This is a genomic window from Zoogloea ramigera (genome assembly GCF_006539865.1).
GTDB classification, from domain to species: domain Bacteria; phylum Pseudomonadota; class Gammaproteobacteria; order Burkholderiales; family Rhodocyclaceae; genus Zoogloea; species Zoogloea ramigera.
This window is the reverse complement of the sequence record NZ_BJNV01000053.1, coordinates 1-23383: the sequence shown is the minus strand read 5'-3', so window position 1 is coordinate 23383 and position 23383 is coordinate 1. Positions and strand designations below refer to the sequence as shown.

Here is a 23383-nt window from a genome sequence, read left to right as displayed (position 1 = left end):
GGCGGGCTCAGTACTTGTCGAGGCCGGCGAAGCCCATGAAGGCCAGGCTCATGATGCCGGCGGTGACCATGGCGATGGCGGTGCCGCGGAAGGCCACGGGGACGTCGGCGCCGTCGAGGCGCTCGCGGATGCCGGCGAAGAGCACCAGGGCGAGGGAGAAGCCGACCGAGCTGCCGAAGCCGAACAGCAGCGATTCGAGCAGGTCGTGGTGCAGCGCGACGTTGAGGAGCGGTACGCCCAGCACCGCGCAGTTGGTGGTGATGAGCGGCAGGTAGATGCCGAGCACCTGGTGCAGCACCGGGCTGGTCTTCTGGATCACCAGCTCGGTGACCTGGACGATGGCCGCGATGATGACGATGAAGGCCAGCGTGCGCAGGTATTCGACGCCGGCCGGCATCAGCACGTAGTGGTCGACGAGGTAACTGGTACCACAGCCGAGGGTGAGCACGAAGGTGGTCGCGGCGCCCATGCCGACGGCGGTCTCGAGCTTCTTGGAGACGCCCATGAAGGGGCACAGGCCGAGGATGCGGACCAGGACGACGTTGTTCACGAGAACCGCGCCGATGATCACGAAGAGGTAGCTGGTCATGGCTGCCAGAGGTTGGAGCTGCGGAAGGACGGATTATCCTGCGCCGGCGGCCTGGGGCTCAAGCCCGCCGGCAGCAGGGTCTTTGGGGCAGAGCCCATCAAGGGTGGTCCCGGGTTTCGAGAACAGCTTCGCGCACCAGCGCAGGGCCCCGGTAGATGAGGCCGCTGTAGAGCTGGACCAGCTTGGCGCCGGCCTCGAGCTTGGCGCGGGCCTGGCGCCCGTCGAAGACGCCACCGGCGGCGATGATGGGCAGCTCGTTCTGCAGGGCCCTGGCGAGGGCCGCGACCACCGCGGTGGAGGCCTCGAACAGCGGCGCACCCGACAGGCCGCCCTGCTGGTCGCCGTTGGGCAGGCCCTGGACCTTGTCGCGGGCCAGCGTGGTGTTGGTGGCGATCACCGCGTCGATGCGGTGGCGGCGCAGTGCGTCGGCGATGTTGGTGATCTGGGCGTCGTCGAGGTCGGGGGCGATCTTGAGGGTGATCGGCACGTAGCGCCCGTGCTTGTCGGCGAGCTGAGCCTGGCGCGCCTTGAGCTGGCCGAGGAGGGCGTCGAGCTCGGATTCGCCCTGCAGCTGGCGCAGGTTTTTGGTGTTGGGCGAGGAGATGTTGACGGTGATGTAGCTCGCCAGCGGGTAGGCCTTGTCGAGGCAGATCAGGTAGTCGTCGGCGGCGCGCTCGATGGGTGTGTCGGCGTTCTTGCCGATGTTGATGCCGAGGATGCCGCGGAATTTGGCCTGCTGGACGTTGCCGATCAGGGCGTCGATGCCGTGGTTGTTGAAACCCATCCGGTTGATGATGCCCTTGACCTCGGGCAGCCGGAACATGCGCGGCTTGGGGTTGCCCGGCTGCGGGCGCGGGGTGATCGTGCCGATCTCGAGGAAGCCGAAGCCCATGCGGGCAAGGCCGTCGATGGCTTCACCGTTCTTGTCGAGGCCGGCGGCGAGGCCGATGCGGTTGGGGAACTGCAGCCCCATCACTTCGACCGGCGTGGCGGCGATCGGCTTGGCGGCGGGCAGCAGGCGACCGGCGAGGTGCAGGCCGGTGAGCGTGGTTTCGTGGGCGGTCTCCGGATCAAGGGAGAACAGCACCGGGCGGACGATTTCGTAGAGCATCCGGCATTCTACCGCAGTGCGGCAAAGTCTTGTTTCGGCGATCAATCCAGCGCGAAACGGAGCTGCAGGCCGAGGTAGCCGCTGTAGCCGGGGAGGTTGGGCACGGCGATCAGGTTGGCGCCCACACGCCCGAGCTGCGCGCTGACGGTGGGCAGCACCAGCACCGGCGATGGGTAGCCGGTGGCGACCAGCCCGAAGGCGCCGAAGCGGAACGGGCCGGCGGCGAGGGGCATCCAGCGCCCGCCGAGGTAAACGGTGTGGCGGTCGTAGCTGTTGCGGAAGTAGCCGGCCGTGGCGACCCACGGCGTGCCGGCGAATTCCCGCTCGAAGCCGGCGCCGGGGTTGGCTTCGCGCCAGTCCCGGCGGTCGGGCTGAAAGTGGTGGGAGAGGCCGGAGAGGGTCAGCCAGTCGCGGTGGGGCGTGGTGCTGAGGTCGTCTAGGGTGGGCATTGCCTGGGCACCGAGGGCGCACAGGGCGAGCGGGGCGAGCATGAGCGCCCGGGAGATGGAGTGCATGAAGGGGGTTTCAGTCGGAGGCTGCTGGGTCTGCGTCGTCGAGCGGCTGCCAGACGCCGCCGACGCGCCCCTCGATGGGGCGGAAGCGGGCCTTGTAGGCCATCTTGCGGCTGTCGCGGATCCAGTAGCCCAGGTAGAGGTAGGGCAGCCCGAGCGCGCGGCAGACCTCGATCTGCCACAGGATGCCGAAGGTGCCGAGGCTGCCGCCGGGCAGATCGGGGTCGTAGTAGGTGTAAACGCTGGAGAGGCCGTCGGTGAGGCAGTCGATGACGCTGACCATGCGCAGGATGCCGTCTTCGCGGAACTCGATCAGGCGGCTGTCGATATGGCTCTGGAGCAGGAAGTGGGCGTACTGGTCGCGGTTGTCCTCGTCCATGCCGCCGCCGGCGTGCCGGCTGGCCTGGTAGCGCTGGTAGAGGGCGTAGTGCTCCTCGATGAACTCGAGACGGACCTCGCGGGACTGCAGGTGCCTGTGGGCCGCCCAGGCGCGGCGCTGGCTGCGGTTGGGGCGGAAGTCGGCGACCGGGATGCGCACCGGCACGCAGGCACGGCAGCCGTCGCAGTAGGGGCGGTAGGTGAAGATGCCGCTGCGCCGGAAGCCGTTGCGGACGAGCTCGCTGTAGATGGGGGTGTCGATCAGGTGGCTGGGCGTGGCGACCTGGGAGCGTGCCTGCCGGTTGGGCAGGTAGGAGCAGGCGTAGGGCGCGGTGGCGTAGAACTGCAGCAGGGAGTAGGGATAGTCCTTGAGCATCGTCGGCTACGTCCAGGGGGCTTGGGCTCCGTCCTGCGGCCAGCGGGCCGGCGGGCGGTCTTCGCGGGTCAGCTCGCCGAGCATCCGGACGAACACTTCGCGGGGGATCTCACGGCCGCCGAGGGAGCTCAGGTGGCGGGTCGTCATTTGACAATCTAGCACGCGAAAATCGTGCTGCAGGAGAAAGCGAACCAGGTGGGCGAAGGCGATCTTGGAAGCGTCGGTGCGCCGGCTGAACATGGATTCGCCGTAAAAGGCCCGCCCGATGGCCATGCCGTAGAGCCCGCCGGCGAGCTCGCCGTCGATCCAGGTCTCAACGCTGTGGGCGTAGCCGAGCTCGTGCATTCGAACATAGGCGGCCTGGATGGCGGGGGTGATCCAGGTGCCGCCGCCCGGCTCACGGGGCTCGGCGCAGGCGCGGATGACCGCGGCGAAGTCGTGGTCGAGGCGAACTTCGAAGTGATGCTTGCGGAGGGTTTTGCGCAGTGATCGGGTGACCCGCAGCTCGTCGGGGAACACCACCATGCGCGGGTCGGGGCTCCACCACAGGATGGGCTCGCCGTCGCTGAACCACGGGAAGATGCCGCGGCGGTAGGCGGCCAGCAGCCAGTCGGGGGTGAGCGCTCCGCCGGCTGCGAGCAGGCCGTTGGGATGTCTGGCTGCGCGGGACGCAGGGGGGAAGGCCGGGCCGTGTGCCTCGTCGAGCCAGGGGATCATGTCTCGGCCTTGCCCGGCGTTCTGTGCTGACGGCAGTGAAGCCCGGGCGCGACGGTTGGCCGGACCGCAGGATCAGTTGGTCTGGGTCGGGCGGACACCTGCGCCCGGCAGGACGCGACGTGCGCCGTCGTAGCGGGCCGCCCAGTAGCTGATGCGCATGTCCTCGACGCGGACCACGCCGCCCGAAGAGGGTGCATGCACGAACTGGTAATTGCCCAGGTAGATGCCCACGTGGGAGAAGGCGCGGCGCATGGTGTTGAAGAAGACGAGGTCGCCGGGCTTGAGTTCGTTGATTTTGACCTGCTCGCCCATCTGAGCCATTTCGGCGGCGGTGCGCGGCATGCCGAAACCCAGCGCATCGGCGAAAACCTTGCCGACGAAGCCGCTGCAGTCGAAGCCGGTTATCGGGCTGGTGCCGCCAAAACGATAGGGAACGCCGAGAAAGTTGAGGCTGCGGTCGACGAGGGAACGGATGGAATCGCTGTAGCGCTCGAACATGGACGCGGTAGGCGCTTCTTCGAGGGCTGCGGGTGTGGGCTCCGACGCGAGGACCGCGCCGGAAAACGCGGTCGCCACAAAAAAGCCGGCGATGGTCTTTTTAATAGGCATCCCAACAGTCTACCCAACGCATACATGCGTGTAAAGTTTATCGACAAATATACGTGCTGCATTGCAGCATGTGCACTTCGCCACAGAGTTACCCCGCTGGCATCTGTAGTATCTGCATCGCACTGGACGCGGGTAGCAACGTTCGGGAGGCCGCGCGGGAGGGATGTCGAACCGGACGACATGCCTCCGGAAAAGGGCCCTTCGGCTTTCCGCTGCGAAGCGCCCGCGCCAGTCGCACCAATTCAGCGTCGCCTCAAGGGCCCGGCGGCATCGTGCCGGGGGTTCTCGAGGCGTTGTCGCATGTCCGCGCCGGGCTCAGCCGAGCAGGTTCAGGATGCCGTCGAGCCCGCAGTGGTTCAGGGCGTAGGTGGCTTGCTGGCGGACCACCGGCTTGGCGTGATAGGCAATCCCGATGCCTGCCTCGTGGAGCATGGGCAGGTCGTTGGCGCCGTCGCCGGCCGCGATCACCGTTTCGGGCGCGAAGCCGTGGAGCTTGCGCACCAGCTGGAGCGTGTGGCGCTTTGCCTCGCCGTCGACGATGTCACCGCGGACCTTGCCGGTGAGTTTGCCAGCCCGGATTTCCAGCTCGTTGGCCACCGCGTAGTCAAAGCCGAGCTGTTTCTGCAGGCGGTCGGTGAAATACGTGAAGCCGCCGGACACCAGCACCGTGATGATCCCCGCCTTCTTGAGCCCGGCAAGCAGCGCTTCGGCGCCCGGGTTGAACTGCAGGCGCTCTTCGAACACGCGGCGCAGGGCGTCTTCGGGCAGGCCCTCGAGCAGCGCCACGCGGCGCGTGAGGGACTCGCGGAAATCCATCTCGCCGCGCATGGCGGCTTCGGTGATCGCCGAGACTTCGGCCTTCAGGCCCTGCATGTCGGCGATTTCGTCGATGCACTCGATGGTTATCAGGGTCGAGTCCATGTCGGTGACGAAGAGCTTGAAATCACTCAGGCGCCGCTCGCTGGGGACGAAGGCGCAGTCGAGCGAGTTGGCCTCGCAATAGGCTTCGACCTCCGGATTGGGCTGGGCGCCGCGCAGGCGGAAGGCGTTGTTGCCGAGCCGCCCGACCCCCTCCGACCCGGTGAGGGTGGTCAGGTCTTTCAGGGCGCGGGCCTCGACCTTTTGGCCTTGGACGACCAGATTCATCAGCCGGCGCTCCGCAGCGACAGGTTGGGGCGCAGGGTGTCGCGCATTTCACGGATCATGGTTTCGGTGGTGGCCCAGTCGACACAGGCGTCGGTGACCGAGCAGCCGTAGCGGAGCTGGGAGAGGTCGGCCGGGATGGGCTGGTTGCCCGCCTCGATGTTGCTCTCGATCATCAGGCCGACGATGGAGCGGTTGCCTTCGCGGATCTGGTGGGTCACGTCACGCATCACCAGCGGCTGGTACTCGGGGTTCTTCCAGGAGTTCGAGTGGGAGCAGTCGATGACGATGTTGGGGGGCAGCTTGGCCTTGGTGAGGGCCTTTTCGGCGAGGGAGACCGACACGCTGTCGTAGTTGGGGCGGCCACCGCCGCCGCGCAGCACCACGTGCCCGTAGGCGTTGCCGCGGGTGCGGATCACCGACGACTGGCCCTGGTTGTTGATGCCCAGGAAGCTGTGGGGGTGGGAGGCCGACAGCACGCCGTTGACCGCCGCGTCGAGGGAGCCGTCGGTGCCGTTCTTGAAGCCGACCGGGGTGGACAGGCCGGAGGCCATCTCGCGGTGGGTCTGGGATTCGGAGGTGCGTGCGCCGATGGCCGTCCAGCTGATGAGGTCGCCGTAGTACTGGGGGGCGATCGGGTCGAGGGCTTCGGTGGCGGCGGGCAGGCCGATCTCGTTCACGTCGAGCAGGAAGCGGCGGGCCTTCTCCATGCCTTCGTCGATGCGGAAGGAGTCGTCCATGTGCGGGTCGTTGATGTAGCCCTTCCAGCCGGTGGAGGTGCGGGGCTTTTCGAAGTAAACGCGCATCACGAGCACCAGGGTGTCGGAGACTTCGTCGGCGAGCACCTTGAGGCGGCGGGCGTAGTCGAGGCCGGCGATCGGGTCGTGGATGGAGCAGGGGCCGACGACGATGAAGACGCGCGGGTCGCGGCGGTCGAGGATGGCCTCGAGGGCGCGGCGGCCGTCAAGCACGACCTTGGCGGCGGTGTCGGAGAGGGGGACTGCCCGGGTGATCTCTTCGGGGGACGGCATGCGGTCGAAGGCCGCGATGTTTAGGTTGTCGGTCTGGGCGTGGGGCATGGCTGGGTTGCGTGCGTGAATGCGGAGTCCGTCATTTTACCCCGAAGCGCCGCGCCTGACCGGATGGCGGGCGAGGCCGAGTACCGAAGGCAGGCGCACATCCACGTAGGCGGGCTGGCGCAGGCTGCGGCTGATCCATACGGTGGTCATGCCGAGGCGCTTGGCGCTGCGCAGGTTTTCGGCGCTGTCCTCGACGAGGATGCAGCGAGAGGCCTGCAGCCGGTGATCCTTGAGCAGGTGGTGGAAGGCCTTCAGGCCGGGCTTGGGGTTGAAGCGCATCTGCTCCACTGCGTACACATCAACGAAGAAGCGCCGGATGCCCATGATCTCGAGGACGGCCTCGGCGTAGTGGCGCGGGCCGTTGGAGAAGACGATCTTGCGCCCCGGCAGACGTGCCAGCATGTGACAGAGCGCGTTGTCGAAGACGACCATGCGGGGCAGGTCGGGGAACTGGTGGGTGTCGTGCAGGAAGTGCTTTGGGTCGGTGCCGTGGTGGCGCATCAGGCCCAGCAGCGTGGCGCCGTAGCGCCGCCAGTAGTCGACGCGCAGGCGGTTGGCGGCGGCCTCGTCGAGGGCCAGGTGCTGCATGAGGTAGCCCGTCATGCTGCGGTTGATGTGCGGAAAGATGTGCGGCGAGGCGTTGTGGAGCGTGTTGTCCAGGTCGAACAGCCAGACGGGCGTCATGGCTCAGCCGGGCTTGCGTTCGAAGCGGACGATCGCACGGCCGTCTTCGGCGACCTTGGGGGCGGCCTTCCAGGCGTGGCCATAGACGACTTCGACGGTGGCCGGCAGGCGGCCGTCGCGGCGCAGCTGCTCGTAGTTGGCGCGCAGCTTCTGCCAGTGGCCCTTGCCGACGAGGCCCCGCGGGCGGGTGGTGGCCGCGTTGGCCGAGCCGCTGGCGCGCAGGTCGCGGAGCAGATCGTCGAGGGAGGTGTAGGTGACGGTGAGCATCTCCATGTCCATCACCGGGTCGGAGAAGCCGGCGCCGACGAGGGCGTCGCCCAGGTCGTGCATGTCGATGAAACGGTGCAGGTGCTCGGCGTCGGAGGGCGGCAGGGCGGCGCGGAGCTCTTTGAGGGTGTCGGGGCCGAGGGTCGAGAACATCAGCATGCCGCCGACCTCGAGCACCCGGTGGATCTCCTTGAGCGCCGGCAGCGGGTCGTGCAGCCACTGGAGCATGAGGTTGGACCAGGCGAAGGACACGCTGCCCCGGGCTAGCGGCAGAGCGGTGGCGTCGGCACACACGAAGTCGGGCTCGGCGGGCTTGCCGAAGCGCAGCAGGCGCTTGAGGAGGCCGGTGTCGCCGCGGGCCTGGGCCAGCATCGCCGGCGCGCTGTCGATGGCGATGCGCGGCACGCCGGGGTAGCGCTGTGCGAAGGCGGGCAGGTCTGCACCCGGGCCGCAGCCGAGGTCGAGGATGCGGCGGGGTTCGATGCGGATGTAGTCGAGGCGCTCGCCCATGCGCCGGGAGATTTCCCGGGCCAGGGTGTCGACGCTCGCGTAGCCCGCCGCCGCCCGGCCGGCCCGGCGCCGGACGAGGCCCGGGTCGAGCCGGAAGTCGGGGGCGGTCATGGGCTGGGGGCGGCGCTCAGACGGCCTTCAGGCCGAGACGGGCGAAGAGCTTGTCGTCGGCGTCGGCGTCCGGGTTGTCGGTGGTGAGCAGGCGCTCGCCGTAGAACATGGAGTTGGCGCCGGCCATGAAGCACAGGGCCTGGAGGGCGTCGTCCATCTGCTGGCGGCCGGCCGACAGGCGGACGTAGCTTTCGGGCATCGTGATGCGCGCGGCAGCGATCATGCGCACGAAGTCGAAGGGGTCGATGGCCTCGGCGCCGTCGAGGGGCGTGCCTTCGACCTGCACCAGGTTGTTGATGGGCACGGAGTCGGGCGGCGGGTTCATGTTGGCCAGCTCGGCGATCAGCGCAGCGCGGCTCTTCTTGGTTTCGCCCAGGCCGACGATGCCGCCGCAGCACACGTTGATGCCGGCGTCGCGCACCTTGTCGAGGGTGTCGAGGCGGTCCTGCAGGGTGTGGGTGGTGATGATCTGGCCGTAGAACTCGGGCGAGGTGTCGATGTTGTGGTTGTAGTAGTCGAGGCCGGCGTCCTTCAGCTTTTCGGCCTGGCCCTCCTTGAGCATGCCCAGGGTGACGCAGGTTTCGAGGCCGAGCTTCTTGACCTCGCGGACCATGTCGAGCACCGGGGTGAGGTCTTTTTCTTTCGGGCCGCGCCAGGCGGCGCCCATGCAGAAGCGCGAGGCGCCCTTGGCCTTGGCGGCGCGGGCGTTTTCGAGCACTTCGTCGAGGGGCAGCAGGGCTTCCTTTTCGAGGCCGGTGTCGTAGCGCGACGACTGGGAGCAGTAGCCGCAGTCTTCCGAGCAGCCGCCGGTCTTGATGGACAGCAGCGTGGAGCGCTGGACGGCGTTGGGGTCGAAATTCTCGCGGTGCACCTGCTGGGCGCGGAACAGGAGATCATTGAAGGGCAGCGCGAAGAGCGCTTCGACTTCGGCAACGCTCCAGCGCTTGCGGGCGGGGGCGGCGCTGCCCTGGGTCGTCGGGGCGCTTGATGCGCCGGAACACGTCTCTGCTTGGGCGATGCTTGCGGTCATTGTCATGGACCCTTATTTTGGCTGTAATTTATAATTACGAAGCCTTTTAGTTTCCCTGAAGGGGTCTGGACTTGTCAAATCAAGCGCTTGGCTGGCGTCGCTGGATGGGGTGTGCGCTCGACGCCATACTGCCCCAGCAGTGTTTTGCCTGCGGTGCCGGGAGCGGCGGCGGAGTGCTCTGCGATGACTGCCGTGCCGAGCTGCCGGGCCGGGGGCGGGCGCGGTGCCCGGTGTGCGCCATCGAGCAGCATCAGGGGCTGATCTGCGGTGCCTGCCTGAGTGCGCAACCGCCCTTCGATGCCAGTCGTGCGGCGTTCGATTACGCGTTTCCCACCGACCGGATGGTGCAGGCGCTCAAGTATGCGCATCGGCTCTCGCTGTCGCGGCTGTTCGTCGAGTTGATGGCCGAGGCACCATGCCCGCAGGCCGACCTGGTGGTGCCGATGCCGCTGCACCCCGCGCGCCTGCGTTTGCGGGGTTTCAACCAGGCGGCCGAGCTGGCGCGGCCGCTGGCCGCCGCGTGGGGCATTCCGCTGCGTCTCGACGGCATCGTTCGGGATCTGGACACGCACCCCCAGGCGGCGCTGCCCTGGAAGGCGCGGGCGGGCAATGTGCGCGGGGCTTTCCGGGTGCGGGGCTCGGTGGAGGGGCTGCGGGTGGTGGTGGTCGATGACGTGATGACCACCGGGGAGACGTTGGCCGAGTTGGCCCGGACGCTGAAGGCGGTGGGCGCGGCAAGCGTCGAGAACCGCATCGTGGCTCGCACGCCGGCGCCGGGTTGATCGCCGGGGGCGGGGCAGGCACAATCCGCGCCCATGTTCCATGTCGTCCTTCATCAGCCGGAAATCCCCCCGAACACCGGCAACATCATGCGCATGTGTGCCAACTCGGGCGCACGGCTGCACCTCGTCAAACCGCTGGGCTTCACGCTCGAAGAGAAGCAGCTCGTCCGCGCTGGCCTCGATTATCGGGACATGGCGGTGGTGACTGTGCATGACGACTGGCCGAGCTGTCGGGCTGGCTTTGCCGGGCAGCGCATCTTTGCGCTGACGAGCCACGGCGGGCGCAGCTATGCGGAGGTGGCCTTCGAGCCCGGTGACGTGTTTGTGTTTGGCTCGGAATCCCGCGGCCTGCCGCCCGAGCTGCACACCGAGTTTGGCGACGATCGCCGGCTGCGGATTCCGATGCGGCCCGGCAATCGCAGCCTCAACCTGTCGAACGCCGCCGCGGTTGTGGTCTACGAGGCCTGGCGCCAGGCCGGGTTCGCCGGCGGCGCGTGATGCGCTGCTGAATTGCCGCCGGGCGGCGCTACTCCTGTTTCGGGTCGCGGGCAAGAAGCTGCTCGACCGCCTCGCGGGCGACGAGCTTGCCGCGCAGCACGCCATCGACGGCGTTGGTGATCGGCATGTCGACGCCCAGGCGGGCCGCCAGCGTGGCGACCTCGTGGGTGGTGCTGACCCCTTCGGCCACGTGGCCAAGGGCGGCGAGGATGTCAGGCAGGGTCTTGCCTTCGGCGAGCAGCAGCCCGACACGGCGGTTGCGGGACAGGTCGCCGGTGCAGGTGAGCACCAGGTCGCCCAGCCCGGCGAGGCCCATGAAGGTGTCGCGGCGACCGCCCAGGGCGACCCCCAGGCGGGTGATCTCGGCGAGGCCGCGGGTGATCAGCGCAGCCCGGGCGTTGAGGCCGAAGCCCATGCCGTCGGCGACACCGGCGGCGATCGCCATCACGTTCTTGACCGCGCCACCGACCTCGGCGCCGACGAGGTCGTCGTTGGCGTAGAGGCGCAGCCGGTTGTTGTGCAGTGCATGCACCCAATAGCGGGCGAATTCGAGATCCCGGGCGGCGATGGTGACGGCCGCCGGCAGGCCCTGGGCGACTTCGACGGCGAAGCTGGGGCCGGTGAGCACGCCGCAGCGGGCATCGCTGCCCAGCTCCTCGGCGACGATCTGGTGGGGCAGCTTGGCGGTGCCGGCTTCGAGGCCCTTGCAGGCCCACAGCAGCGGCGTGCCGGGTGCGGCGGCCTGCAGGGCGCGGGCGGTGCTGCGCAGGCCGGCGAGGGGCGTGACGACCAGGTGCAGATCGGCCTGGGCGGCGTCGCCCAGGTGGTCGCTCAGCTGCAGTTCGGCAGGCAGGGAGATGCCCGGCAGGTAGCGCCGGTTCTCGCGATCGGCAGCGAGGGCGGCGATCTCGTCGACTTCGCGGCTCCACAGGACCACGTCGTGGTTGCGGCTGAAGGCGAGGGCGAGGGCGGTGCCCCAGGCGCCGGCTCCGAAAACGGCGATACGCATGGCGCTTAGAGGCCCCAGATCTGGTTGATGCGGATGTAACCCGTGCTGCCGTCCCGATGCTTCACCCTGACCCAGCCGTCGGCGGGCTTGTCGGTGAGCTCGAGGACGACGTCCTTGACGGCTTCGAAGGCCAGCGGCGCGGTGGCCTCGGGCTTCTGGCGGATGTCGGCGCGGGCGGTGGTGATGATGGCGGTGCGCTTTTCGGCGAGCACGCGGCGTTCGACCCACAGCAGGCTGCCGGCGGGCTCACGCACCTTGGTCCAGCGGTCGATGTTGACGACGACTTCGACCGGGGTGTGGCGCTGGATCACGAAAAGCGGCTTGCCTTGCTTCGAGGGCGCATCGTAGAGGATGGCCGGTTCGGCGAGGGAGCGGAAATCCGATGGGCCGAGGCCCGCCGCCGCGCAGGCGAACGGCAGGCCGAACAGCGCCGCGGCGGTGAGGCGGCGCATGTTCATTACTGGATCGGAACGTCGGTGCCGGGCTGGGCGGCCTGCTGGCGGTTCTGGGCGTACATGGCCTCGAAGTTGACCGGGGCGAGCACCACGGGCTGGAAGCCGGCGCGGGCGACGGCGTCGGAGACGGCTTCGCGGGCGTACGGGAAGAGGATGTTGGCGCAACCGATCATCATGATCGGCTCGAGGTCTTCCTGGGGCACGTTGCGGATCTGGAAGATGCCGGCCTGGGCCACTTCGACCAGGAAGACGGTCTTGTCTTCGGGCAGCTGGGCGGTGACGGTGACGGTGAGGGCGACCTCGAAGATGCCCTCGTCGATGCCGCTGCTCTCGGTGCGCAGCTGGACGTTGATCTGCGGGGTTTCGCGCTCGAGGAAGATCTGCGGCGCGTTGGGCACCTCGATGGAGAGATCCTTGACGTAGAGCTTTTCGATGGAGAAGACGGGTTGCGCGGTTTCGGACATGGTGGTGGTTCCGGTTGAAAAATCAGGGTCGGTCAGGGGTCAGGCGGCTTCGCCGCGCAGCAGCGGGTCGAGCTTGCCCGCGTGGTCGAGGGCGAAGAGGTCGTCGCAGCCGCCCACGTGGAAGTCGCCGATGTAGATCTGCGGCACGGTGCGGCGGCCGGTGCGCTCCATCATCTCGTCGCGTCGGGCGGGGTCGGTGTCGATGCGGACCTTCTCGATCTCGGAAACGCCCTTCCTGCGCAGCAGACCTTCGGCGCGCACGCAGTAGGGGCAGACGGCGGTGGAATACATCAGGATCTTCGGTTGCATGGCTATTTCCTCTTGCGGCTGATCGGCATGCCGGCTTGCTCCCAGGCGGCAATGCCGCCCTCGAGGTTGTGCACCCGGGCGAAGCCGGCCTTGCTCAGGATGGAACAGGCCGACGCCGAGCGGGCACCGCTCTGGCAGTTGAGGATGATCGGCTTGTCCTTGAACTTTTCGAGTTCGGCGGTGCGCTTGGCGAGCTCGCCCACGGGAATGTGGCGGGCGTCGAGGAGGTGGCCGGCGTTGTACTCGCCGGCTTCGCGCACGTCGATCACGACGGCGTCTTCGCGATTGATCAGCTGGGTGGCCTGGGCCGGCGAAACGCCGCGCCCGCCGCCGCGAAGGGAGGTGACCAGGAGCAGCGTGCCGCTGACGGCGGCAAGTGTTGCCCAGGCCCAGTTCCAGTCTTGCTGGATGAATTCCATGAAACGAACTCCAGATTGGGGGAGAGGACAGGGAGGCTTAATCGTCCCGGCAGAATACTTCACGCATCATGGCGATCAGCTGCAGGGTGCGCGGGTCTCCGACGCGGTAGAAGACCCGGTTGGCGTCCTTGCGTGTAAGGAGGACTTCCTTGTCGCGGAGGATAGCCAGGTGCTGGGAGATGTTGCTTTGCGAGGTGCCTACGGCGTCGACGATATCCTGCACGCAGGCCTCCTCGCCACCGATCACGCAGAGGATCTTGAGGCGCAGCGGGTGCGAGATGGCCTTGAGCGCGCGGGCGGCGGTCTCGATGTGTTCCTGCTTGGCAAGTAGGTCGACAGTGTTGATTTCCACGAAATAAGCGGGCTTCGCTACACACTAATATTATAAAATACCATCTTTTGAACCTTCATGCGCCCGTGCCGTTCCAAATGGCTGTGGTGAATGTCTCACCCGAACGCCATGGCGCGGCCTGCCGGCGGGTGGCGCAGCCCGGTGGGTTTGCGGGCCTCCCTGGCGAAGGAAGCGCCTTCTGCGGCCCTGTAGAAGGGCATGAGGGCTTTCCGGTTTATACTCGTTCCGCTTTTCAGATCGGCCCGATTCCGGGCCTGTGATGGCGCAGGCAGCGGATGCCCGCCGTGACGGAGACAATATGCGCAGTAAACTTCAACAAGCCGGCCTGGTTTTCACCGGGCTGTGCGCCGGGGTTCTCATCAGCCTCAATTTCTCGGCCAACGCGGACAAATCGCCGCTTGCCCCGCTGCCGGTGGAAGAGTTGCGCAATCTTGCCGACGTGTTCAATGCCATCAAGCAGGGCTACGTCGAGCCGGTCGAAGACAAGAAGCTGATCACCCACGCGATCAGCGGCATGCTCTCCAACCTCGATCCCCACTCCGCCTATCTGGATGCCGAGGCCTTCAAGGAGCTGCAGGTGGGCACCCAGGGCGAGTTCGGTGGCCTCGGAATCGAGGTCGGCTCCGAGGATGGTTTCGTCAAGGTGATCTCGCCGATCGAGGACACGCCGGCGTTTCGGGCGGGCATCAAGGCCGGCGACCTGATCATCAAGCTCGACGACACGTCGGTGAAGGGCATGCCCCTCAACGACGCCGTCAAGCGCATGCGCGGCAAGCCCAAGACGACCATCGTGCTGACGATCGCCCGCAAGGGTGAGAACAAGCCCATCGTCGTCACGCTGACCCGCGAGGTGATCAAGGTCCAGAGCGTCAAGTCGAAGCTCGTCGAGCCGGGCTTTGGCTACGTGCGGGTGGTGCAGTTCCAGGAGCAGACCGCGGCGTCCCTCGTCCAGCACCTGGACAAGCTGGTCAAGCAGGGCGAGATGAAGGGGCTGGTGCTTGACCTGCGCAATGATCCGGGCGGCCTGCTGCATGGCGCCGTGGGCGTGTCGGCGGCCTTCCTGCCGCCCAAGGCGCTGGTGGTGTCCACCGATGGGCGGGCCGACGATTCGAAGCGCAAGTATCTGGCGACACCCGAGGATTACCTGCGCGGTTCCCGCGACGACTACATCCGCAACGTGCCGGCCTCCATCAAGACGGTGCCGATGGTGGTGCTGGTGAATGGCGGTTCTGCGTCGGCCTCCGAGATCGTCGCCGGCGCCCTCCAGGACCACAAACGTGCCGTCGTGATGGGCACCCAGAGCTTCGGCAAGGGCTCGGTGCAAACCATTCTGCCGCTCAACAGCAACGCCGCCATCAAGCTCACGACGGCCCGCTACTTCACGCCAAACGGGCGCTCGATCCAGGCCAAGGGCATCGTGCCCGACATCATCGTCGAGGAGACGCCCGGTGGCGCTTCCCGCGATCGCCTGCGCGAGGCCGACCTCGATCGCCACCTGGGCAACGGCAAGGAGCCTGAGCTGCCGAAGGCGGTTGAAGCGGCGCCGGTGCCGGTGCCGCCCAAGAAAGACAGCGCGCCCAAGGCCAAGGACAAAGACAAGCCCAAGGACGAGGCCGAGGAGGCCAAGCCGCCCTTCGAGCTCGCCGGCAAGGACGATTACCAGCTCGCCCAGGCGGTGAATTTGCTCAAGGGCCTGCAGATCCTCCAGAATAACGCCAAGTAAAAAACCCCGACTGCGGAGGAGGCCCTGCATGCGACGTGAGACTGCCTACAAGCTGGCTGGACGCAAGCACGATAACGGGGCACACCATGCGGCGAGCGGTGTCGCCAAGACGCGGGAGATCCGCTTCAAGGATTTCCCGCCCGGGCAGGCAGCCCAGGCCTGGCGCTCCCTGGCGGCACTGCGAGGCGTGCAGGTCGAGGCCGGCCGTGACGAGCTCACCCTGGTGGTGCATTACAACGTACTCGACTTCACCCTGCAGCTCCTCGACGAGGCGCTGATGAATGCGGGCTTCCACCTCGACCGGAGCCTGCTCATCCGCCTGCATCGGGCGCTGATCTACTACGTCGAGGACACCCAGGTGCATAACCTGCGGTCTCCCGAGCGCCTGATCAAGCAGTCCCACGAGGTGTACATCCAGGCCTACGCCCATCACCCCCACGGTGACCGGGACGACACGCCGCCCGAGCTCCGCGAGTTCAAATAACCCGCTGCCCCTTCACGGGGCAGTTTCATTTTCATCATCCGCCCCGCCATGAACGACGATCAGCTCCTGCGCTATTCGCGCCACATCCTGTTGCCCCAGATCGGTATCGAGGGCCAGGAAGCCATCGTTGCCGCCCGCGTGCTGGTGGTGGGGGCCGGTGGGCTGGGGTCGCCGGCCGCGATGTATCTGGCGGCCGCCGGTGTCGGCACCCTGGTGCTGGCCGATGGCGACACGGTCGATCTCACCAACCTGCAGCGCCAGATCCTGCACAGCCAGGAGGGCGTCGGGCGTCTCAAGGTGGACTCGGGGCGCGACACCCTGGCCCGCTTGAATCCGGAGGTCCGCGTCCTGCCGGTAGCCCATCGGCTCGAGGGCGCCGCCCTGGAAGCCGAGGTGGCCGCGGCCGATCTGGTGCTCGATTGTTCCGACAACTTCGCTACCCGCCATGCCATCAACCGCGCCTGCGTGGCGGCCCGCAAGCCGCTTGTGTCGGGGGCCGCGGTGCGTTTCGACGGGCAGGTGTCGGTGTTCGACCTGCGCCGGGACGACTGCCCGTGCTACCACTGCCTGTTTCCCGAGGCGGAGGATGTCGAGGAGGTGCGCTGCGCGGTGATGGGCGTCTTTGCGCCGATCACCGGCATCGTCGGCGCGGTGCAGGCGGCGGAGGCGCTCAAGCTGCTGGCCGGCTGTGGCGAAACCCTCACCGGCCGCTTGCTCCTCCTGGATGCCCTGGCGATGGACTGGCGGACGGTGCGCCTGGGGCGCGACCCGGCCTGCGCGGTCTGCGCGTCACGCTGAAGGCTGCTTGCCGGCCCGGGTGCCAAGCGCCCGCCAGAGCAGCACGAGGCCGAGCTTCTGCTGGGCCCAGAAGTCGTCGCGGGCGTTGATTTCCTGGGTGGTGGTTTCGTGGATGCCTGTCGGGGGCAGTTGCGGCGCGAGGTAAAGCGTGCCGAACAGGAGGTCCCAGACGGGGAGCAGGATCGCGAAATTGCAGCCGCAGGCAAAACGCGGCTCGGCCGGCAGGTCGAGGGCGTGGTGCCAGCGGTGATAGCGGGGGCCGACCACAAGGTGATCGCCCAGCCGCCCGAAGCTCAGCCGGGTGTTGGCGTGGGACAGGTTCTCCACCAGCCGCAGTACGATCAGGAGGCCGATGAACTGGCCCGGCGGCACGCCGATCAACAATGACAGGGACGCAAACCAGACGCCGGCGATGAGGTCGTCGAGCAGGTGGTTGCGGGAGTCCGTCCAGAACGACATCTGCCGCTGGGAGTGGTGGATGCCGTGCAGCGCCCACCACCAGCGGAAGGTGTGGGACAGCCGATGGCGCCAGTACTCGGCGAAATCGAGGATCACCAGGTAGATCAGAAAGCTCGCCAGCGGGTGGTAATCGAGGGCCGGCAGCCAGTCTTCGAGCTGGCGGGGGATGATGTCGTGAAAGCGTAGCCACCCGTCTACGCCTAGGAACACCGGAGCGAGCAGCGCAAACACTGCCAGCGGCACGACGCCGAGCCGGTTGAGCACCGTGTAGATCACATCCACCCGCACGGCCCTGCGCTGCGCCCACCTCTCGGCGGGCCACCAGGCCTCGAGGGGGCGCATCAGCGTGTAGGCGATGGCCAGCTCGATGAGGCCGAGGAGGACGAACTCGATGCCCTCGAAGCCCATCTCCACGAAGCCGCCGAGGCCGAGGGCAAACAGCACGGGCTGCACGAGGCTGTCGAAGAGCCTGCCCTGGGCGCTGACGAAAAGGTCGGTGACAAACTGCATCAGTGGCTCCCGCGCCCGGCGGCGGCCAGGGTGGCAAAGCACAGCCCTCGTGCCTTGAGCCCGGCGATCAGCGGGTCGAGCATCGGGGCGAAGGGGGCCTTGCGGGACCAGATGCCCAGGTGCGCCATCAGGATGTCGCCGTCGCGGATGTCGGCGAGGGCGCGCCGGAGCAATGCCTCGTTGGGATAAGCGCCCGAGGGCAGCTCGTCACCCAGGAAGCCGGCCGGCGCCCAATGCACGTGGCGGTAGCGGCAGGCTTCGGAGGCCTTCAGGGTGTTGGGGGTGCTGCGCCCGCCCGGCGCGCGCCAAAGGGGGTCGAGGGCGCGGCCGGTGAGTTCGGCGAAGCGGGTGTCGGGCTGGCGCAGTTCGGCGCAGACCTCGGCCGGGCTCAGGGTGAGCTGGCGGCCGTCCATCAGGCGGTAGGCCACCTGGCCGTCGGGCAAATCGCGGCGGAACGAGCCGTGGCGCCAGGTGTGGCTGCCGAAGGCGTGGCCCTCGGCGACGCGGGCCTTCCAGTAGCCGGCCCAGGCCGGGTCGAGGGCGTGGTCGCCGCGCCAGGTTTTCTCCTGGGCGACAAAGAAGGTGGCCTTGACCTGGTGCCGGGCAAGGATTTCGGCGATCAGCTCGGCATGGCGCATGTTGCCGGTGTCGAGGGTCAGGTGGACGTAGCCCTTGCAGGCCGGCGGGGTGGTCTGGGCGGCGGCGGGCAGGGTGGCGAGGGCCAGGCCCACGGCCCACATCGGGCGTGCGGCGGGGCGCATCAAAGCCTCGGGGCGTGGCTGATGAAGGAGACGCCGTGGGGTGAGCGGCCGACCGGGATCGAGTGGGAGAGCTTCTTCTGATCAAGGTTCACAACCTGCACCTTGCGGGCAAAGCGCGCGGTGGCCCACAGCTCCTTGCCGTCGGCGCGGATCTCCATGTCGTCGGGCCCGCCGGGGACGTCGTATTTCTCGATCTCGGTGAGAGTCTGCATGTCCACCAGTGAGATGCTGCCCTTCACGCTGCGGTTCGACACGAAGACATGGCGCCCGTCGCCCTTGGGCAGGAAGTTGTGGGTGGCCTTGTCGGTGATGATCTTCTTCACCGTCTTGCGGGCGCGCCAGTCGATCACCTCCACGTAATTGGCGCCCATGATGCCCACCAGCAAGTGTTTGTCGTCCGGCGTCATGTGGATGCCGGCAGGTGTCGGGCCGACCGGCAGCTTCCAGGCGGCTTCCCGGGTCTTGAGGTCGATGGCGAGGACCTCGTTGGAATCCTGCAGCGTGATGAAGACGAAGCGGCTGGCCTTGTCGAAGGCCATGTGGGAGGGTGTCTTGGCGGCCGGGATGCGGGCGACCAGCGAGAAGTCGGCGGCCTTGTAGAGATCGACCCGGTCGAGGCGCAGCGAGTTGGCCACGAACCACTTGTTGTCGGGGGAGAAGCCGAGCTGGTAGGGGTCGGAGATGTTCTTGATGCGCTTCTGCTCCTTGCCCGTGCGTGGGTCGAAGAAGACCAGCTCGTTGGAAATCGCGCAGGCGACGATCACCGAGCTGTCGTCGGGGGTCGCCATCAGGTGGTGGGGTTCCTTGCAGGCCGGGGCGCGCCCGGTCTCCTTGTAGGTCCGGGTGTCTATGAAGCTGACGTTCTCGTCCACCGAGTTGAGGACGATCGCCGTTTCGGCGCAGGCCGTGGCGGACAGGAGGGACAGGCAGAGCAGCGGGGCAAGGTGTGACAGAGACATGTAGGCGGTGCGCAGATTGAGGTAGCGCCCGATTTAACGACACCGGAGCCCCAACGTTGACGGGCCCTGGCGATCTTTGTCAAAGCTTCACAGATAATCTGATCGGGTAGCCCGTTCAGGTGGGCCGCGCAACGATGCGCAGGTCGCGGCCGACCATGCGCACATCCCGGAAGGCGAGCTGGCGCTTGTTGGCCAGGCTGCTCAGCGCAGGCAGGTTGAACAAGCCGCGGGCGGCGTCGCCGACCAGGCTCGGGGCCAGGTAGAGGACGAGCTCATCGACACAGCCTTCCCGGAGCAGGGAGCCGTTCAGCTTGAAGCCGCTTTCGGCGAGTACTTCGTTGATGCCACGCCGGCCCAGCTCGGCCAGCAGGGCGGGGAGGTCGACCTTGCCGCCCTGGTTGGGCAGGACAACCACGTCGGCGCCCCGGTGGCGCAAGGCGGCGATGCGTGCCGAGTCGTCGGTGGCGGCGGCGATCAGCACCGGGCCGCCGTCGAGGAGCTTGGCGTTGAGGGGCGTGTCGAGGCGGGCGTCCACCACGACCCGCAGGGGCTGGCGCTCGGTAGGGACGGCGCGCACGTTGAGCTGCGGGTCATCGTCGCGGACGGTGCCAATGCCGGTGAGCACGGCGCAGGAGCGGGCGCGCCAGCGGTGGGCGTCGCGCCGGGCGTCGTCGCCGGTGATCCACTGGGAGACGCCGTTGTCGAGGGCGGTCTTGCCATCGAGGGTGGCGGCGGCCTTGAGGCGCAGCCAAGGGCGGCCACGGGTCATGCGCGACACGAAGCCGATGTTGAGTTCGCGGGCCTCGGCTTCGAGGACGCCAGCGAATGTTTCGATGCCGGCCTCGCGCAGGAGGGCGAGACCACGCCCGGCCACCAGCGGGTTGGGGTCTTGCATCGCCGCGACGACCCGGGTGACGCCAGCCCGGACCAGGGCCTCGGCGCAGGGCGGCGTGCGGCCGTGGTGGGAGCAGGGCTCGAGGGTGACGTAGGCGGTGGCGCCACGGGCGGCTTCGCCGGCCATCGCCAGGGCATGGACTTCGGCATGGGGCTCGCCGGCGCGCACATGCCAGCCTTCGCCGACGCATTCGCCGTCGCGGACGATCACGCAGCCGACACGGGGGTTGGGAGTGGTCGTGAATAGTCCGCGCTCCGCGAGTTCGAGGGCGCGGGCCATCCACCGGTGGTCGTCGGCGGTGGCGATCATGCGGGGGCTTTCAGGGGGTGCTGCGGGGGCGGCCACGGGGCCGGGGGCTGACTTCGCGGATGACTTCGGAGAACTCATCGACGTCTTCGAAGGCGCGATAGACGGAGGCGAAGCGGATATAGGCGACCTTGTCGAGCTTCTTGAGCTCACGCATCACGAGCTCGCCGATGCGTTCGGAAGCGATCTCGCGCTCGCCGGAGGAGAGCAGCTTGGCCTCGATGCGGTCGACGGCGGCCTCGACGCTCTCGGCGGTGACCGGGCGCTTGCGCAGCGCGAGTGTCAGGCTGCCGAGCAGCTTGTCGCGGCTGAAGTCGGCCCGGCTACCGTTTTTCTTGACCACCTGGGGCATCTTGAGGTCGATGCGTTCGTAGGTGGTGAAACGCTTGTCGCAGGACAGGCAGCGACGGCGGCGCCGCACGATGTCACCGTCCTCGTTTTCACGGGTGTCGGTGACCTGCGTGTTGTCGGCGCCGCAGAAGGGGCAATGCATGGGCGGGTGCGCGTGCCTGCCTTGGGGGGCTTAAGCGCCGTACACCGGGAACTTGCGGCAAAGTTCGGCAACCTTGGCGCGCACGGTTTCGGCGGTGGCTTCGTCGTTAGGGTTGTCGAGCACGTCGGCGATGAGGTGCGCGATGCGCTCGGCCTCGATCTCGGTGAAGCCGCGGGTGGTCATCGCCGGCGAGCCGATACGGATGCCGGAGGTGACGAAGGGCTTCTGCGGGTCGTTGGGGATCGAGTTTTTGTTGACGGTGATGTGCGCGCGGCCGAGGGCGGCTTCGGCTTCCTTGCCGGTGATGTTCTTGGGCTGCAGGTCGACCAGGAACACATGGCTCTCGGTGCGGCCGGAAACGATGCGCAGGCCACGCTCCTCACCCAGCACGCGCGCCATCACGCGGGCGTTGGCGAGGACTTGCTCCTGGTAGCGCTTGAACTCGGGCTCGGCAGCTTCCTTGAAGGCGACGGCCTTGGCGGCGATCACGTGCATCAGCGGGCCACCCTGGAGGCCCGGGAAGATGGCGGAGTTGAGCGCCTTCTCGTGTTCGGCCTTCATCAGGATGATGCCGCCGCGGGGGCCGCGGAGGGTCTTGTGGGTGGTGGAGGTGACCACGTCGGCGTGGGGCACCGGGTTGGGGTAGTAGCCGGCGGCGATGAGGCCGGCGTAGTGGGCCATGTCGACCCAGAAGATGGCGCCGACTTCCTTGGCGATCTTGGCGAAGCGCTCGAAGTCGATGCGAAGCGCGTAGGCGGAGGCGCCGGCGATGATGATGCGCGGCTTGTGCTCACGGGCCAGCGCTTCCATCTTGTCGTAGTCGATTTCTTCCTTGGCGTCGAGGCCGTAGGCGACGACGTTGAACCACTTGCCGGACATGTTGAGCGGCATGCCGTGGGTGAGGTGGCCGCCCTCGGCGAGGCTCATGCCCATGATGGTGTCGCCGGGCTTGGCGAAGGCCATCAGGACGGCCTGGTTGGCCTGGGAGCCGGAGTTGGGCTGGACGTTGGCCGCTTCTGCGCCAAACAGGGTCTTGAGGCGTTCGATGGCGAGCTGCTCGGCCACGTCGACGTGCTCACAACCACCGTAATAGCGCTTGCCCGGATAGCCTTCCGCGTACTTGTTGGTGAGCTGGGAGCCCTGGGCTTCCATGACGGCTGCACTGACGTAGTTTTCGGAGGCGATCAGTTCGATGTGATCTTCCTGACGGCGGTTTTCGGCCTCAATGGCCTGCCAGAGTTCAGGGTCGACCTTGGCGAGGGTATTTTGCTTGGAAAACATGGCTATCCGGGTGGGGTTGAGTCAAAAGCGGATTTTAGCACGGCCTGCCGGGCTTGCAGAACGCAGCGTGGCAGGCCGGGATTGGTGTGGCTCAGGTGCGGAAATGGGAGACTTTGCTCTGCAGCTGGGCGGCGAGATCTTCGAGCCGGGTGGTCTGGTCGTGGGTCTGGCGGGTGGCCTGCTTGTTCTGCTCGGCCATCGTGGCGATCCGCTCGATGCCGCGGGCGACCTCCTGGCTGGCGGTGCTCTGCTCGCGGGTGGCATCGGCGATGTCATTGACGGCCTGGGTGGTGCGGGTGCTTTCCTCGCCGATCGTTTCGAGCACGCTGCCGGAGTCGGTGGCGAGCTGGACACCGGTGCGGACCTGGCCGGTCACTTCGGTGATCATCGCGACGACCCGCTCGGCTTCGCTCTGCACTTCGCTGACCGTCACGGAGATTTCCCGCGTCGAGCTGGCGGTGCGCTCGGCGAGCTTGCGCACCTCGTCGGCCACCACCGCGAAGCCACGGCCGCTCTCGCCGGCCCGGGCGGCTTCGATGGCGGCATTGAGGGCGAGCAGATTGGTCTGGTCGGCGATGTCGTTGATGATCCGGCCGATGTTGGAGATGCGCGCCGAGCGTTCCGACAGCAGATTGACTGCGGCGCTGGCCTGATCGATCTCACCGGCGATGCGGTTCATGCCGTCGGTCATCTGGCGGACGGTGGCTCCGCCCTGTTCGGCATGTTTCTGGGCCTGCTGGGTGATGTCGTGGGCGGTGGCGGCGCTGTCGGAGACATGGGTGATGCTCACGGAGAGCTCTTCCACCGCGGCGGCAAGCCCGGCGGCGGCCTCGCTCTGGGTGGCGGTGCCGTCGAAGACTTCGGAGGTGCCGAGCCGCACCGCGTGGGCTGCGTCCCGCACGGCGGTGCTGGCGTTCATCACTTCGCGGATCAGAGCGCCGACCTGATTGGTGGTGTTCTGAAGGGCGAGGCTCATCTGGTCCAGTTCGTTGCGGCTGCTCTTGTCGCAATCGGGGAGGCGCACGGTCATGTCGCCTGCACCGATGCGCTGCATCACGTCGAGCTGGACGCGCACCGGCGCCAGCTGGCGGCGGGCGATCCAGTACAGCACGCCGGTCATCAGCAGCGCACCGGCCAGGCACATGCCGATGAGGGTGTTGCGCAACTCGCGGGCCTCGACGGTGAACTCGTCGATGAAGCTGCCGGTGGCGATCGTCCAGTTCCAGCTGGGGACGTTCTGGAAGACGACCATCTTGGGCTCGGTGGCGGGGCCGCCGGGGTTGCGGCTCCAGTTGTAGGTCATGGCGCCT

Annotated in this window: 29 protein-coding genes; 5 read left to right on the top strand and 24 right to left on the bottom strand. The window is 67.5% G+C overall.

Going from position 1 to position 23383, the window contains the following annotated elements:
• Positions 1-7 precede the first annotated feature (7 nt).
• The 11 genes from rsxA to bioB form a co-directional block, all read right to left on the bottom strand.
• A complete protein-coding gene (gene rsxA, locus ZRA01_RS14505; protein WP_141353447.1) occupies positions 8-589 on the bottom strand; it encodes an electron transport complex subunit RsxA in 582 nt (193 codons plus the stop codon).
• 97 nt (positions 590-686) lie between these two features.
• Positions 687-1700 (bottom strand): quinone-dependent dihydroorotate dehydrogenase, encoded by a 1014-nt coding sequence (locus ZRA01_RS14500; protein WP_141353445.1) that lies wholly within the window; start codon positions 1698-1700, stop codon positions 687-689.
• 41 nt (positions 1701-1741) lie between these two features.
• The gene (locus ZRA01_RS14495; RefSeq protein WP_141353443.1) at positions 1742-2215 is read right to left on the bottom strand and encodes a hypothetical protein; all 474 of its coding nucleotides are present in this window, start codon (positions 2213-2215) and stop codon (positions 1742-1744) included.
• A 10-nt stretch (positions 2216-2225) separates the two neighbouring features.
• Positions 2226-2966 carry an arginyltransferase gene (locus ZRA01_RS14490; RefSeq protein ID WP_141353441.1) on the bottom strand — a complete coding sequence of 247 codons (741 nt, stop codon included), beginning with the start codon at positions 2964-2966 and terminating at the stop codon, positions 2226-2228.
• Positions 2967-2972: 6 nt separating this feature from the next.
• Positions 2973-3683 (bottom strand): leucyl/phenylalanyl-tRNA--protein transferase, encoded by a 711-nt coding sequence (gene aat, locus ZRA01_RS14485; RefSeq protein ID WP_141353439.1) that lies wholly within the window; start codon positions 3681-3683, stop codon positions 2973-2975.
• 72 nt (positions 3684-3755) lie between these two features.
• On the bottom strand, positions 3756-4292 hold the full coding sequence (locus tag ZRA01_RS14480; RefSeq protein WP_141353436.1) for a C40 family peptidase: 537 nt from the start codon (positions 4290-4292) through the stop codon (positions 3756-3758).
• A gap of 315 nt (positions 4293-4607) precedes the next feature.
• Positions 4608-5438, bottom strand: coding sequence for a phosphoserine phosphatase SerB (gene serB / locus ZRA01_RS14475; RefSeq protein ID WP_141353434.1), 831 nt, complete (start codon positions 5436-5438; stop codon positions 4608-4610).
• A complete protein-coding gene (locus tag ZRA01_RS14470; RefSeq protein WP_141353432.1) occupies positions 5438-6514 on the bottom strand; it encodes a 3-deoxy-7-phosphoheptulonate synthase in 1077 nt (358 codons plus the stop codon). Before ZRA01_RS14470 ends, serB begins: the two co-directional genes overlap by 1 nt.
• A gap of 36 nt (positions 6515-6550) precedes the next feature.
• Positions 6551-7198, bottom strand: a complete 648-nt coding sequence (locus tag ZRA01_RS14465; protein ID WP_141353429.1) for a pyrimidine 5'-nucleotidase — start codon at positions 7196-7198, stop codon at positions 6551-6553.
• Positions 7199-7201: 3 nt separating this feature from the next.
• Positions 7202-8086, bottom strand: a complete 885-nt coding sequence (locus ZRA01_RS14460; RefSeq protein ID WP_141353427.1) for a methyltransferase domain-containing protein — start codon at positions 8084-8086, stop codon at positions 7202-7204.
• A gap of 16 nt (positions 8087-8102) precedes the next feature.
• Entirely contained in the window at positions 8103-9122 is a 1020-nt protein-coding gene (bioB, locus tag ZRA01_RS14455) for a biotin synthase BioB (RefSeq protein ID WP_141353425.1), read from the bottom strand.
• A 98-nt stretch (positions 9123-9220) separates the two neighbouring features.
• Between bioB and ZRA01_RS14450 the strand changes: the two genes are divergently transcribed.
• Together ZRA01_RS14450 and ZRA01_RS14445 are read left to right on the top strand one after the other, a co-directional pair.
• Positions 9221-9898, top strand: coding sequence for a ComF family protein (locus ZRA01_RS14450; RefSeq protein ID WP_141353477.1), 678 nt, complete (start codon positions 9221-9223; stop codon positions 9896-9898).
• 33 nt (positions 9899-9931) lie between these two features.
• Positions 9932-10396, top strand: a complete 465-nt coding sequence (locus ZRA01_RS14445) for a tRNA (cytidine(34)-2'-O)-methyltransferase (protein ID WP_141353423.1) — start codon at positions 9932-9934, stop codon at positions 10394-10396.
• Positions 10397-10424: 28 nt separating this feature from the next.
• Here ZRA01_RS14445 and ZRA01_RS14440 read toward each other — a convergent pair whose 3' ends face one another.
• Genes ZRA01_RS14440 through ZRA01_RS14415 form a run of 6 tightly spaced genes read right to left on the bottom strand, consistent with a single transcriptional unit; the run spans position 10425 to position 13404 of the window.
• A complete protein-coding gene (locus ZRA01_RS14440; RefSeq protein ID WP_141353421.1) occupies positions 10425-11405 on the bottom strand; it encodes an NAD(P)H-dependent glycerol-3-phosphate dehydrogenase in 981 nt (326 codons plus the stop codon).
• A 5-nt stretch (positions 11406-11410) separates the two neighbouring features.
• A complete protein-coding gene (locus ZRA01_RS14435) occupies positions 11411-11863 on the bottom strand; it encodes an SH3 domain-containing protein (protein ID WP_246093684.1) in 453 nt (150 codons plus the stop codon).
• Positions 11863-12324, bottom strand: a complete 462-nt coding sequence (secB, locus tag ZRA01_RS14430) for a protein-export chaperone SecB (RefSeq protein WP_141353419.1) — start codon at positions 12322-12324, stop codon at positions 11863-11865. The genes ZRA01_RS14435 and secB overlap by 1 nt, the downstream gene beginning before the upstream one ends.
• 39 nt (positions 12325-12363) lie before the next feature.
• Complete coding sequence (gene grxC / locus ZRA01_RS14425) at positions 12364-12633, bottom strand: glutaredoxin 3 (protein WP_174851626.1); 270 nt, start codon at positions 12631-12633, stop codon at positions 12364-12366.
• A gap of 2 nt (positions 12634-12635) precedes the next feature.
• A complete protein-coding gene (locus ZRA01_RS14420) occupies positions 12636-13052 on the bottom strand; it encodes a rhodanese-like domain-containing protein (protein WP_141353417.1) in 417 nt (138 codons plus the stop codon).
• A 37-nt stretch (positions 13053-13089) separates the two neighbouring features.
• Positions 13090-13404 carry an ArsR/SmtB family transcription factor gene (locus tag ZRA01_RS14415; protein WP_141353415.1) on the bottom strand — a complete coding sequence of 105 codons (315 nt, stop codon included), beginning with the start codon at positions 13402-13404 and terminating at the stop codon, positions 13090-13092.
• Positions 13405-13702: 298 nt separating this feature from the next.
• Here ZRA01_RS14415 and ZRA01_RS14410 point away from each other — a divergent pair, with 298 nt between their 5' ends.
• The 3 genes from ZRA01_RS14410 to ZRA01_RS14400 are packed head-to-tail and all read left to right on the top strand — an operon-like array spanning position 13703 to position 16409.
• Positions 13703-15127 (top strand): S41 family peptidase, encoded by a 1425-nt coding sequence (locus tag ZRA01_RS14410; RefSeq protein WP_141353413.1) that lies wholly within the window; start codon positions 13703-13705, stop codon positions 15125-15127.
• Between the two features lie 28 nt (positions 15128-15155).
• Positions 15156-15611, top strand: a complete 456-nt coding sequence (locus ZRA01_RS14405; RefSeq protein WP_141353411.1) for a hypothetical protein — start codon at positions 15156-15158, stop codon at positions 15609-15611.
• 48 nt (positions 15612-15659) lie between these two features.
• Entirely contained in the window at positions 15660-16409 is a 750-nt protein-coding gene (locus ZRA01_RS14400; RefSeq protein WP_141353409.1) for a HesA/MoeB/ThiF family protein, read from the top strand.
• On the opposite strand, the gene ZRA01_RS14395 is transcribed toward ZRA01_RS14400, so the two are convergent.
• The 7 genes from ZRA01_RS14395 to ZRA01_RS14365 all read right to left on the bottom strand — a co-directional run.
• A complete protein-coding gene (locus tag ZRA01_RS14395; protein WP_141353407.1) occupies positions 16401-17378 on the bottom strand; it encodes a sterol desaturase family protein in 978 nt (325 codons plus the stop codon). The genes ZRA01_RS14400 and ZRA01_RS14395 overlap by 9 nt on opposite strands.
• Positions 17378-18139, bottom strand: coding sequence for a polysaccharide deacetylase family protein (locus ZRA01_RS14390; protein WP_141353405.1), 762 nt, complete (start codon positions 18137-18139; stop codon positions 17378-17380). Before ZRA01_RS14390 ends, ZRA01_RS14395 begins: the two co-directional genes overlap by 1 nt.
• Entirely contained in the window at positions 18139-19098 is a 960-nt protein-coding gene (locus ZRA01_RS14385; RefSeq protein WP_141353403.1) for a YVTN family beta-propeller repeat protein, read from the bottom strand. Before ZRA01_RS14385 ends, ZRA01_RS14390 begins: the two co-directional genes overlap by 1 nt.
• Positions 19099-19213: 115 nt before the next feature.
• Positions 19214-20302, bottom strand: a complete 1089-nt coding sequence (gene ribD, locus ZRA01_RS14380; protein WP_141353401.1) for a bifunctional diaminohydroxyphosphoribosylaminopyrimidine deaminase/5-amino-6-(5-phosphoribosylamino)uracil reductase RibD — start codon at positions 20300-20302, stop codon at positions 19214-19216.
• Between the two features lie 10 nt (positions 20303-20312).
• The gene (gene nrdR, locus ZRA01_RS14375; RefSeq protein WP_141353399.1) at positions 20313-20792 is read right to left on the bottom strand and encodes a transcriptional regulator NrdR; all 480 of its coding nucleotides are present in this window, start codon (positions 20790-20792) and stop codon (positions 20313-20315) included.
• A gap of 30 nt (positions 20793-20822) precedes the next feature.
• Positions 20823-22073, bottom strand: a complete 1251-nt coding sequence (gene glyA / locus ZRA01_RS14370) for a serine hydroxymethyltransferase (protein WP_141353397.1) — start codon at positions 22071-22073, stop codon at positions 20823-20825.
• Between the two features lie 91 nt (positions 22074-22164).
• A partial coding sequence (locus ZRA01_RS14365; protein ID WP_141353395.1) for a methyl-accepting chemotaxis protein occupies positions 22165-23383 on the bottom strand: 1219 nt, incomplete at its 5' end.